Genomic DNA, 12,167 nt, shown 5'->3' on the forward strand with positions numbered 1-12,167 from the left:
AGAAGCCCCGCAGTTGCGGGGCTTCGGAGGTGCAACGATGATGCGGGCGATTACTTCGCCGCGACCACGCGGACCATCTCCAGACACTTATTGGAATAGCCCCACTCGTTGTCGTACCAGCTGACCAGCTTGACGAAGGTGGGGTCCAGCGCGATGCCGGCTTCGGCATCGAACACCGAGGTGCAGGTCTCACCGCGGAAATCGGTGGCGACCACCTTGTCCTCGGTGTAACCCAGCACGCCCTTCAGCGCGCCCTGGCTCTGTGCCTTCATCTCGGCGCAGATCTCCTCGTACGAGGCCGGCTTGTCCAGTTCGACCACCAGATCGACCACCGACACGTCGGACGTCGGCACGCGGAAGCTCATGCCGGTGAGCTTCTTGTTGAGCTCCGGAATCACCACGCCGACGGCCTTCGCCGCGCCGGTCGACGACGGAATGATGTTCTCCAGGATGCCGCGGCCGCCGCGCCAGTCCTTGTTGCTCGGGCCGTCGACGGTCTTCTGGGTCGCGGTCGCCGCGTGCACGGTGGTCATCAGGCCGCGCTTGATGCCCCACTTGTCGTGCATGACCTTGGCGATCGGCGCCAGACAGTTCGTGGTGCACGAGGCGTTGGAGATGATCGCCTCGCCCGCATAGGTCTTGTCGTTGACGCCGAACACGAACATCGGCGTGTCGTCCTTCGACGGCGCCGACAGGATCACCTTCTTCGCGCCAGCGTCGATGTGCTTCTGCGCGGTCTCCTTGGTCAGGAACAGGCCGGTCGACTCGATGACCACCTCGGCGCCCACCTCGTCCCACTTCAGGTTGGCCGGATCGCGCTCCTGGGTCAGACGGATCTTCTTGCCGTTGATGACCAGCGTGTTGCCGTCGACCGACACCTCGCCCTTGAAGCGGCCGTGCACGGAATCGTACGAAAGCATGTAGGCCAGATAGTCGGGCTCGAGCAGATCGTTGATCGCCACGATCTCGATGTCGCCGTCGAAGTTCTCCACCGCCGAGCGCAGCACGTTGCGGCCGATGCGGCCGAAGCCGTTGATGCCTACCTTGATCGCCATGAATCCGGACTCCTGCAGCCGCGCGCACGCGGCAAAAGTGGGAAAGACGTGTCCGCGTGGCGCGTGGGCACCAGCCCGGACAACCGCCGCACAGTCTACCAGCCGCCCCCGTGCACCCGCCGCCAGCGCTTCAGGCGGCAGCGCAATGATCCGGATCAAGGCGCAGGGCGTGACCGCGTCGAACACTGGCGCCACCCCAACGACCTGGAAGTCCCATGCGCCGCTTCGCGCCCGCCCTGCTCGCCCTCGCCTGCCTCGCCCCGGCACTGTCTACCGCCGCCCAGTCCGCCGGCGACTGGACCCTCGCCCTCGGCGCCCACCACGTCGCACCGAAGTCCGACAACGGCAGCCTGGCCGACGGCACGCTTCCCGTGTCGGTAGGCGGCAGCACACGCCCGACCGTCGCCCTCGAGTACTTCGTGCACGACCGGCTCGGCATCGAACTTCTCGCCGCCGCACCCTTCCGCCACGACATCGACATCGCCGGTCTCGGCCGCGTCGGCAGCACCAGGCACCTGCCGCCCACGCTGAGCCTTCAGTACCACTTCGCGCCCCAGGCCAACGTATCGCCACTGCTCGGCGTGGGCTTGAACTACACAAATTTCTTCGAGGAAGGCACCCGCGGCGCACTTGCAGGTTCGAGACTCGAACTCGGCGATTCCTGGGGGCTGGCAGTGCATGCCGGCCTCGACATCCGCGCAGGCAAGGGCAAGATCCGCATCGACACACGCTGGATGGATATCGACAGCGAAGTACGGCTGGATGGTGCGGCACTCGGAGCAGTTCGGATCGATCCGCTGGTGTACGGGACTGCTTATCTAATTAATTTCTGAGGCGGCCTCATCATCGGCAGGTCCGCTCTATCACTGCGCATTCAGAGCCCCCGCCAAACTTCCGACAGTTCTGCAGAGCGACCCGATCAGCATTGCGCTGTCGACTCCTTGCAGCGCCTCCCCAATGGCCGCCGCCACTAGCCAACGCAAAGCACGTATTTCGGAAAGTCAGCCTCGCCTCACAGTTCTGGCCTCCGCGCGTCTCACAAATATGGAGCGCCTGCTCCTGCGCACTCACCTCGTCATGCTGCTCGAGCGCAATGCCGAAAATCTCGTAAGGACGACTGATGGCGAGTGCGCCCCAGCCTCCACCTTGATCTCGCTGAGTAGGGCGATCTGTAGAAATCGTGTCTCCCATGCCTAGCGCAGGAAGCACAACGGTGTCTCTGTAATGCTGCGAATTTGGATCTTGCGCCCCCGCATTCTGCGGAAGGCCAGCGGACAACATCAGAAAAGATACAAAAATGAGGAGATTCCTTCTCATGAAAATTCCTTTAGCCAGCGTCCTAGCGACTATCCGCCGCCGTCAGTGTTTCTCTTCTCCGGATTATCGGCAACCCGCTGCTCGTAGTCGGTTCGTTGCCCCGAGCTGTTCCGACCGACATTACCAAAACTCGAATTCGCAGCGAACTGCCCGAGCGTTCCACTGAAGAACATGGCCGCCATCGGCGGCGACATGACCATCAGGACCGACATCAGCAAACCAATGCCGCCCTGCTGCATCGCAGCGGCATTGAGGCCGCCCGATGGTATGACGGCCGTCAAGTCGAGTGTGTCCTGCGTCATCAGGGTGTACTGCAGCAGCAAGGCGGCTGCGGTGATCGCGACCAGCTTGGTCGCCACGGCGACCATGAAGGACAGCACTGCGAGACTGAACATGGTGCCAAGTCCGTAGAGTAACCAGCGTTTGAACAGGTCCTTGGTCTGGTCGAACATCAGGCACATGATGAACAGCGGGCCGAAGCCGACGAACAGCACGAGTGCGATCTTGTAGAGCAGCAGCATCGCGCCGCCGACCACTGACGGTCCGGCAATGCCGATGCCCATCAGGGTGATGGCCCGGTCCTGACTCATCTTGCTCTGCGAATCGTCGGATGCACCGCCCACGCGGTCGACCAGCACGAAGATCAACCCCATGATCTTCAGATTCTTGTCGATCGATTCCTCCGGCTTCTCGTTGCTGCCGGTCACGAACTCGTTGATCGACCGGGGCAATCCGTCGGCGAGAAAGCTGGTCAGGTTGGTGCCCGCGAACGACATCGCGGTGGCGGCGGACACGATGAGGAAGACGCGCAAGGAACCGACGACCAGGCCCATCATCGACTCCCGGCTGCGACCGGTAACGATCATGAAGCCCTGCATGAACACCCACAGCGTGCAGAGCGTCAGCGCCAGCCCACTGACGAACTGGGTGCCACGCGCGATGAGGCCGTTCTGGAACGACGCGATCTGCGAATTCAGGAATTCGAAGACCAGCGCGAAGAATGCCCATTGCACCAGGCCTGCCAGACTGTCCATGTCGAGACTCCGGAATCGTTAGAGGGACGTGGGCAGATCCACGCCCGACCGGCCCTGGAACAGGTTCCGGGACAGCGCGATCTGGGTGTGCCGGATATGCGCCACGCGCGCCTCGTAGGCACGCATGTAGGTCTGATAGCGATCCCGGTCGTTGTCCATCAGGGCGGTCAGCGCCAGCAGTTCGTTCGAGTTGGCCTGCAGGTCGGCATAGTCGTCGGCGCCGAGTGCGTGGCGTCGCTGCTCGATCGCTTCCAGCCGGGCATGGTGCTCGGCGGCGCGCTCGAACATGCGCAAGGCGAATACGTACTGTGCACGTTCCGTCTGCACGAGTTCCCGGCACAGCGTGCGCTGCTTCTGTCCCAGCCCACTCGCCACGCCGGACGGGCACATGCGGCCGATGCTCAGGCCTGCAGTGGACGGTTCGTTGCGATCGAGCCTGGCGTCGCTCTCGGGCTCCTCGACAATCCCGGCAAGCGCACCGCCCGCTGCATGTGCGAGTTGCAGGCGCGTGTTGACCTTCTGCAGTTCACTCACGACCGTGGTCGAATTGCTGCCGCCGATGCGATTGCGCAGTTGCTGGAGCTCGCGTTGCACGTCCCGGTCTTGCACCTGCCACGCTGCCGCTGCAGCGCCGGTGGCGAAGACTGCGACGACCGCAGCCACGACGACCCAACGCCGACCTGCGCGCGGCAACGCAGGGCGCCGCCCGAATGTCCGTTCGAAGCCATCGGCCAGGCTGCGCGGCCTGTCTGCCGCGGTCGCTGTTGTTCTGCTCATGCTGCATCTCCAGGGTTCACGGACGGGTCTGGACGTTTCACACGGGGAGCCCACGCCGAACCGGGCTCGGCTGACGCGCAGGCGTTCGCCCCGACCCCTTGCGGTGTGCATAGAACGCCGGCAGCCATTGGTCGGGCTTCAGATCCCCGGGGCTGCCCCCCGACGCCACCGCATGCTCCGCCAGCAGCCGATGCATGATCTCGATGTTGTCGGTGCTCGACGAGATCACCGACAGTGCGTCGTCCATGCCGCGCAGATTGAGCTGGCACACCGTCGAAGCGTGGCCCTGCTTGACCAGAAAGCAGCGCGATCGCTCGTCCAGACTGCGCACCACCTCGAACTCGGCGTCGGTCAACTTGAGCCCCTCGACGTAGTCGTCCCGCGCCGCATTCGGATTGGGCAGCAGGATCAGGGTGGCGGTCTGCTCGATCAGTGCGGCGGAGATATCGCTGGCCAGCGCGTCCTCCGGACTCTGGGTCGCGAAGATGCCGAGGCCATTCTGCTTGCGGATGGTTTTCTGCTTGTTCTTGGCGAAATCCTTGAGCGCGCCGCCGCCGTCGAGGATCTTCCAGAACTCGTCCATGACATAGATCAGTCGGCGGCCATCGATCAGGCCCTCGAGTCGATGCAACAGGTAGCTGATGACCGGCACGCGCACTTCTGGGTTGTCGATCACCTCGGTGTAGTCAAAGCCGATGATGCTGGCGCGCGTGAGGTCGACGGTGTCCACCGGATTGTCGAAGACCCAGCCCAGCGCATTGCCGGACGTCCACTTCCGCAGCCGCGCATACAGCCCGTCGTCTCCCATGTTGGGCAGACTTTTCTGGAAATTGGTCATCGTGCGCAGGTGCGAGGGCATGTCGAGCAGGCTCTCGACCGCGCGGTAGATGTCCTCGTCCTCACGCGCCGAGTAGACGGACTTGGCCGCCAGCACCTTGATCAGCCCGGACAGGAACTGCACGTTCTCTTCGCTGGCCTCGCACTGGAAGGGATTGAATCCGGTGGGCTCGCCGTTCTCGAGTGCGAGGTAATTGCCGCCGCAGGCGCGGACGAAAATCTCGGCACCCCGATCCTTGTCGAAGAAGAAGATGGTCGGCACGGGATCGAACTTCTGCACCTGGCTGAGCAGGAAATTGATCAGCGCGGTCTTGCCGGTGCCCGACTTGCCGATGACCATCGTGTTGCCGATCGCCTTTTCGCCCAGCGAGTTCTCCGCCGGATGCGTGGCGTGGAAGTTGAAATAGTAGGGCTGGCCGTTCGTCGTCTGCAGGACGGTGACCGCCTCACCCCAGGGATTCTGGTCGCGCTTGCCGGTCGCGAAGTTGTGCAGCGGCGCCAGCCCGAGGAAGTTCAGCGAGCTCACGTTCGCCAGCCGCGTGCGGTATTTCCAGTTCGCGGGCAACTGCGAATAGAAGGATGCGCACACGGCGACGTCCTCCTTGGCCGACACGAATCCGGCATTCGAAAGTTCCGCACGGGTGGTCGCGATGTACTGCGAAAGCAGCTTCTGGTCGTCTGCGTAGAGCGCCATGATGAAGTGGTACTCGCCCAGGACGAAGTTGCCGGACGCCACCTGGTCCATCGCATTGTCGAGCTCGACGATCTGGCTCACGGCCTTGTCGCCCGAGGAAATCATCATGCCCTTCGTGCGATCCAGGATCTTCAGCGCATCCTGCCGTCCCATGGGGCTGAAGGAGTGGGTGATGACGTACTCGAAATCCAGATACTTCAGGTTGTTGAGGATGCCGGGCCAGGTGGCGTCGGTGTATTCCTTGATGTTGAGGATCGCTCCGTAATGGTTGCCGCCCCCCGGCGCACTGACCACGAAATCGCCGGTGCGCGCCGAGAACGTATGCCGACTCACGGCGAGGTAGTCGCAGACCGGTGCGTGCAGCACCGGCACCGGCTCGTCGATGCGGTTGAGCAGGTAGCCGAAGAATTCCAGCGTCTCGGAGAAGATGACCCCGTTCTCGGCTTCGTACATCCCGAGGCGCACGGGCGCGTAGTCCTTCAGGACGGCTTCCACGTTGCCCGACAGTTCCAGCAGCTTGGCCACCGACTGGTCCTGCTCGGCCTGCAGCCGTGCGATGTCCGTGGACCGCTCGACGAACTTCTTGCCCGACACGATGGGGCGATAGAGCATCGTCAGATACAGCTCGTTCTGCATGATCTTCTGCGACGACAGCGCGTCGAGATAGGCATCCGACAGGGTCTGGTTGAAGGCCTGCCGGAACCTGGCGTCCATCCGGATCCGCCCGCGGCGGCGGACGTCGTGCACCCAGAACGCCACGTTGACGAAGTCCGGCGCCCGGAGCGTCTGCAACATCCGGTTGAAGGTGCCGTGCCGGTGTTCGAGCTCCCACGCCTCCCGCCCCACGAACGGCAGCCCGTCCAGGCGCCACGTCAGCAGGTAGTCCCCGCCCGTGGTCTTGACCACCTGCGGCGCGACGTGGGCGGAGAACGGAACGAACTCGGAGATGGAGGTGTCGGGTGCTTGCATGGGCTCACCGCTTGCCGGGCACGCCGGGAAGTTGCGGACGGTAGGCATTCGGACTGAGCACCCACAGTCCGTCGTGCTGAGCGACGTTCCGGACGCGCAGCCGCAACATCCATCGCAAGCCCAGCAGCCGGAAGATCATCTCGTCGCGTCGTGCCATCTGGCGCATGACCATCACGACCACGGGCAGCAGGGCCAGGAAGAACATGTTGATGTAGAACGTGAGCAGCATGCAGGCCCCGGCGCCGATCGCGAACGGGACGTAGGGCACCCCCATGAACATGGGGGGACGCGTGCAGCCCTTGAAGAGCACGTTCTTACGCATGGTGCTGCAACAGCTGACCGACGATCAGCGCGGTCGAGGTCACGTCGGAGGGCAGCAGCATCTTGGCGATCTGCGCCGCCGCGCCGATCAGGAACCCGCCGATCAGCACGGGCGCGACATCGCTGATCCGCTTGTGATTGAACGCGATCTGGTAGCCCGCAAAGATGATCGCGATCGTGACCACGGCGATCGAGGCGACATTGAGCAGCGCATTGATGTTGCCGAAGAAGCTCTCGACGCGATTCGTCGCGCCGGACACGTCCTGCGCGAGGACGAGGCCGGGTGTCATGAGGACGCAGGCAAGCATTGCCAGGCGGGCGCGTTGGTGCATGTGCGGACGGTCGGTCATTGGAGTTCCCCTCGGGTTGGACTGGTTGGATGACGTGGCATTCGACGGTGATCCGGCACGACCTCAGAACACGAACGCGGCATCGCGCGCGTCGTTCTGCAGGCTCGTGGACGTGGTGGCGGGCAGGGCCTCCGCAGTTGCGGACATGGCCTGTACGCGGACCGGCCCTTCAGGATCGTTGCCGGTTTGCGCAGACGCGGCGGGGGATGCGAATCCGTACCCCGCCGCCTGCTGAGATGCAGGGAGCGCGACCGGCGCTGCAACCTGGGCCGAGGGCGCAGTCGGGCCGGCAGCGGTGTGCGCGGCGTCACCGGCAACTGCCATCGCGCCCTGGATGCGTCGCTCGACGAGCGTCAGGGCCGAGACCTGTGGCGCAACTCGGGGCGAACGAGATGCCGACGCATGCGTCGCACCCTGCCCCTGCCAGGACGCGAACACTTTCTGCACGTAGCCGTGTCGGAATCCGGTTTCGAAGTTTCCCGAGTAGTAGCAGCTGAATGCCTTGCCCCAGTCGCGGCCGGCGCGCCCGTAGCACTCGGCCAGGATCCGTGCGCCGGCGCGCAGGTTCGGGCAGATATCGAAGGCATGTTCGGGGCTGACGAGCCCCTGCTTCGCGAGGTTGTAGCGGTTGACCTGGGCCAGGCCGACCGAATAGTTGTAGTCCTCGCGCTCGAGCATGCGCATGGTCGCCACGGCTTCGGGCAGGCTTCTGGGCTGGCGCGCGAGGCGGCCACCGACGACGCCGATCGCGAAGGGGTTGTACGACGACTCGACGCGCACGACGTGGTGCATCACCTCGGCCGGCACCGCGAGGTCCGAACACCCCATCAGCTCCATTCCCGGCAGCATCAGTCGTCCCCCCGCATGCGGCGCGCGCGCGCGTGGCTGCTGGCGTCATCCCGTGATGTCCGGTACTGGATTGCCATCAGGCCACCAGCGCCCGTTCGGGATCGAAATCGATCCCCGTGATGAACCGGCGTCCTGCATGGGCCTTGATGTGCACCACGATGTCGATGGTCAGGCGCAACAGGCGCTTGATGACCTCGAACTCCAGGCCGGAACCCTCGACCGAGGCCTTCACCATCAGGGCCAGCTGGTCCCAAGTCTGCGCCGTGCTGCCGGCATGGCAACTGGTGATCGAGCCCGGATGTCCGGATGCGCAGTTCCGGATGAAATAGAAGGACTCGTCGCCGCGCAGCTCGGCGAGGATGATGCGGTCGGGTTTCATGCGCAGACAGGCCTCCATGCAGGTCTTCGCGGTGACGTTGCTCGCGCTCTGTCCGCCCTTGGAATACAGCAGGTGGACCACGTTCGGCTGGGCGAGGAACAGTTCGCGCGCATCCTCGATCGTCACCAGGCGCTCGTGTTCGGGAATGTGATTGACCAGTGCCTTCATGAAGGTGGTCTTGCCACTGCCGGTGGCGCCGGCCACGACGATGTTCTTGTGGTACTGCACCGCGCGGCGGAAGAAGCCGGCGTAGTCACGGGCGCGGCGCAGCTCGAGCAGTTCCCTGTCGTGGTCGCCGATGGTGGGCGCCTGCTCGAGGATCTCGGAGAAGAAGCCGTCGCTGTCGTACTGGTCGAGGGACTTGCTGAACTTTGCCGGCAGCCGGATCGTGATGGACACCCGGCCGCTGTCGCAGGCCGGCGGGATGACGAACTGGGCGCGCTGGCCGGTCGGAAACGTCAGCGAGACCATCGGGTCCACATCGGTGATGCGCTGGCCGGTATTGCTCTCGTTGACGATCGATGTGCAGAACTGCCGGGCGCGTTCGAAGGTGAGGGACGGCACCTCCGTACGCCGCCAGCCGTCGCGGGTTTCCAGATACAGCTCGCCGGGCCGGTTGATGCAGATCTCGGTGACCTCGTCGGACTGCATGTAGGACCCGATTCCGAGCACCTCGTACTGGTACTCGAGGAACTGGTTCGAGACCTGTGCGACCGCGGGGACACTGGCTGCCGATGCCTCCATGCTCAGCGCACCACCGCGGAGAAATCGACGTCGCGGGCGACGTACACGTTCAGCACCGCGCCCTGGTTGATGGTCACGGTGGGCGGGCGCCCCATGTTGCGCTCGAGCGCCATGTTGGCCAGACGCTCCATCGTCCGCGCGGTGTTGCTCTCGTAGGGGTTCTGGACCGCGAAGCCGCCACCGAACGTGGTCTGCGGCGGGCCGTTCTTCGCCCCCACGTACTTGAACGCGTCGCTCAGCATGCTGATCAGCAGTGCGGAGGTGATGCGCTGCCCCCAGTGCGCGGTGTAGTGGCCGGGGTTGCCGGCGGCGCCGAGTGCATCGACGCCCGGGCTCGCCATGTTGACGTCGAGGCCGGTCGGCGTCGTGATGCGGTCCCAGATGATGGCGGCGCGGTCGCCGATGACGCCGTCGGCGTTGTAGAAACCCATCACCTTCGAGCCGCGCGGCAACAACAGCCGCCGCCCGTTCACCGAATACACCGGCTCGGTGACGATGCACGACGTATATCCGGGGAAGTCGCTGACCACGCGCGACTGGAGAACGCATCGGATATAGGTGCCGCGGAGCAGCAGGGCATCGGGGTTGTAGAGCGGTTGCGCGCTGGTCGGTCCGGTGACGGGCGCCTGGGTGACCGGTGGTTGCTCCGGCATCTGCCCGACCGGCATGCCGCCCGGCGCAGGGCCGGCCGTCGCGCCGACCGCGCTTTCGCCCACCGCGTCCTGCACGCGACGCTCGAGCAGGCTCATGGCAGCGCCGGGCGAGAAACCGGAAGACGCGCCCGCCGCTTGATCCATCGAGCGGGCCGGCGCCGCGGCAGCTTCGATGACCGGCAGGGGCGGCAGCTCCGGGACGGGCGCCGGGCGCTCCGGCGGAAGCTCGGGCAGGTCGCGCGGGGCGGCCGGGATCACCAGTTGCTCGACCTGCGTACGCGCACGCTCGGTCTCCGGCGTCGCCCCGCTTCCGGAAAACAACCAGATCGCGAAGGCGCCGAGGACGAGCAGGATCGCGCCGAGAAACACCAGCGCCTTGCGGTTGAGTCGCTGGACTTCGGCGGACTGCAACGTTGGCGCATCCGCGTCCAGATCGGCCACGTTGCCCCGGGCGCGCGCTTCATAGGGATTGGCGCCTGGCGACCGGCGCGGAGCATCGGAATCGTGCGTGTGCTCGTTCACTGCTCTGCACTCCTGCGCAGGCCGACCACGTTGCGTCCATGACGGACAACGAGGAACGGATACGTGCCGTGCACGACGATCACGTCGCCCTCGACCGTGGAATTGACCACGAACTCGTCACCGTCCTCGCTGTCCCGGGCGAAAATCGCCGGGAAGTTGCCGCTCGGAAACCGGCTGCGGTCTCCCATCCGGATATAGGTGAAACGGCGGTCGTCGTAGACGGTCGATGGCACCAGCCAGTGCGGCGTGCGGCGATGGTGGGTGTAGTCGTAACCGAAGTGGTAGGCACGCGCCGGGTCGAGGTCGGTGCGCAGTTCGCCCTGCGGCGCATCGGACGGTTCCGCCTCAGACGCGAACCGCGTGTCACTGGGGTAGGTGAAGCGGATCTTGTACTGCACGCCCGCCGCACGCGCCTGCGCCAAGGCGCGCCAGTCGCTGGACACCACCTTCAGCTCGAAGATGTAGGAATGCGCGGCCGTCCGCACCAGCAGGTTGGTATCGACATCGACATTGCGCGGCTTGACGTAGAAAACATTGTCGCGACGGCTGATGTCCCAGCCCCCGCTGAAACCCGAGCTGTAATCGAGCACCTGCTCGTGCGGACTCAACTCGATCTGCGTGGTGATGCCGAGGCCGGCGCGCACTTGGTACACCTCGTCCGGGCTGTAGCTGTATTCCTCCACCACCTGGGCGGGGGCTGCCGACGACAGCAGAAATCCCGCGACGCAAGCCATCGTCATCCACCACACGCGCATCGCACCCCGCATCACGGCTGCTCTCCCATGGCGGAATCCGCCGTCATGTCGCGCGGCTGCTGCAGCAGCGGCACGGCGTACTCGTCCATGTCGTCGCCGACGCCCAGGCCTGCATCTCCGGACTGCGGCAGGTCCGTCGCAACTGGCGCGGATGCAGGCAACGCGGCGTCACGATCCGGGACCGGTGCGCCGCCGAAATCGTTGTCGACGCGATAGTTGGTCACCCGGAAGCCAAGGGGATTGAGCAACCGGTCTTCGTCGTTGAGCCGCAGGTCTGCGCTGTAGGTGAATTCCATCGTCGCGATCTTGCTGTCGAGCAATTCGGCGCGGCCGGTAGACCGGTCGAACACACTCCGCTGAAACCGCACGGTGGCACCGGTCGGCCGGTTTCCCTGGCCCCCGCCGATCAGAACGATGCTCTGGATGCGCACCCGCAACGCGCGATTCGGCCCGTACAGCCGCGGCGGTCGCTGCGGGTTGGACTCCGAGAACAGCGAGACATACGCGGGCGACACCGCCGGTCCGGCCATCGACAGCGTGGTGTGCCAGTTGCGCTGACCGATCAGTCCCGCATCGTAGGATTCCCGCGCGAGGACGAACTGCGCCACGTTGCTCTTGTTGATGGCTTCTTCCGCAGTGACGTCGCGATTGTGGAAATCGCCGCTCAGCTTCGCGACGCTCGCCGTGCCGGTATAGGGATCGGCCATCACCAGATAGGGCACGCGCTCCTTGAGCGGCAGAAACAGGAAGTAGCCACCCGCGAGCAGCAGCGACATCGTGACCGCACACCACGCGACGCCCCATGCGCGCTTTTCGCTGCGCCGCGCGCGCTCGGCCAGGGTCACCTCGTAGTTCACGCCCTGCTGGACGGCCTGTTCGATGCCGGGGGTGTGCGTCCGCTTCATGCCCAG

Annotated in this window: 13 protein-coding genes; 1 reads left to right on the forward strand and 12 read right to left on the reverse strand. The window is 64.9% G+C overall.

The features are described from left to right. Positions 1-50: 50 nt before the first annotated feature. Entirely contained in the window at positions 51-1,055 is a 1,005-nt protein-coding gene (gap, locus tag AC3A5K_RS10440) for a type I glyceraldehyde-3-phosphate dehydrogenase (RefSeq protein ID WP_487617454.1), read from the reverse strand. Between the two features lie 215 nt (positions 1,056-1,270). Here gap and AC3A5K_RS10445 point away from each other — a divergent pair, with 215 nt between their 5' ends. Further along, positions 1,271-1,888, forward strand: coding sequence for an OmpW/AlkL family protein (locus tag AC3A5K_RS10445; protein WP_487617455.1), 618 nt, complete (start codon positions 1,271-1,273; stop codon positions 1,886-1,888). A gap of 10 nt (positions 1,889-1,898) precedes the next feature. On the opposite strand, the gene AC3A5K_RS10450 is transcribed toward AC3A5K_RS10445, so the two are convergent. The 11 genes from AC3A5K_RS10450 to AC3A5K_RS10500 all read right to left on the reverse strand — a co-directional run bounded on the left by AC3A5K_RS10450 (position 1,899) and on the right by AC3A5K_RS10500 (position 12,161). After that, positions 1,899-2,372: a DUF4189 domain-containing protein gene (locus tag AC3A5K_RS10450; RefSeq protein ID WP_487617456.1), complete on the reverse strand. Its 474-nt coding sequence runs from the start codon at positions 2,370-2,372 to the stop codon at positions 1,899-1,901. A 29-nt stretch (positions 2,373-2,401) separates the two neighbouring features. Next, entirely contained in the window at positions 2,402-3,406 is a 1,005-nt protein-coding gene (locus tag AC3A5K_RS10455) for a TrbL/VirB6 family protein (protein WP_487617457.1), read from the reverse strand. 18 nt (positions 3,407-3,424) lie between these two features. Then, positions 3,425-4,000: a hypothetical protein gene (locus AC3A5K_RS10460; protein ID WP_487617458.1), complete on the reverse strand. Its 576-nt coding sequence runs from the start codon at positions 3,998-4,000 to the stop codon at positions 3,425-3,427. Positions 4,001-4,220: 220 nt separating this feature from the next. Next, entirely contained in the window at positions 4,221-6,683 is a 2,463-nt protein-coding gene (locus AC3A5K_RS10465) for a VirB4 family type IV secretion/conjugal transfer ATPase (RefSeq protein WP_487617459.1), read from the reverse strand. Between the two features lie 4 nt (positions 6,684-6,687). After that, positions 6,688-7,005, reverse strand: coding sequence for a VirB3 family type IV secretion system protein (locus AC3A5K_RS10470; protein WP_487617460.1), 318 nt, complete (start codon positions 7,003-7,005; stop codon positions 6,688-6,690). Continuing rightward, positions 6,998-7,354: a TrbC/VirB2 family protein gene (locus AC3A5K_RS10475; RefSeq protein WP_487617461.1), complete on the reverse strand. Its 357-nt coding sequence runs from the start codon at positions 7,352-7,354 to the stop codon at positions 6,998-7,000. Before AC3A5K_RS10475 ends, AC3A5K_RS10470 begins: the two co-directional genes overlap by 8 nt. A 63-nt stretch (positions 7,355-7,417) precedes the next feature. After that, positions 7,418-8,191: a lytic transglycosylase domain-containing protein gene (locus tag AC3A5K_RS10480; protein WP_487617462.1), complete on the reverse strand. Its 774-nt coding sequence runs from the start codon at positions 8,189-8,191 to the stop codon at positions 7,418-7,420. A gap of 88 nt (positions 8,192-8,279) precedes the next feature. Then, positions 8,280-9,326, reverse strand: coding sequence for a P-type DNA transfer ATPase VirB11 (virB11, locus tag AC3A5K_RS10485; protein ID WP_487617463.1), 1,047 nt, complete (start codon positions 9,324-9,326; stop codon positions 8,280-8,282). A 2-nt stretch (positions 9,327-9,328) separates the two neighbouring features. Further along, positions 9,329-10,420, reverse strand: a complete 1,092-nt coding sequence (locus AC3A5K_RS10490) for a TrbI/VirB10 family protein (RefSeq protein ID WP_487617464.1) — start codon at positions 10,418-10,420, stop codon at positions 9,329-9,331. 77 nt (positions 10,421-10,497) lie between these two features. Then, complete coding sequence (locus AC3A5K_RS10495; protein ID WP_487617736.1) at positions 10,498-11,241, reverse strand: TrbG/VirB9 family P-type conjugative transfer protein; 744 nt, start codon at positions 11,239-11,241, stop codon at positions 10,498-10,500. Between the two features lie 26 nt (positions 11,242-11,267). Continuing rightward, a complete protein-coding gene (locus tag AC3A5K_RS10500) occupies positions 11,268-12,161 on the reverse strand; it encodes a VirB8 family type IV secretion system protein (protein WP_487617465.1) in 894 nt (297 codons plus the stop codon). Positions 12,162-12,167 lie beyond the last annotated feature (6 nt).

This window comes from Luteimonas sp. Soil_C_5 (assembly GCF_057656615.1).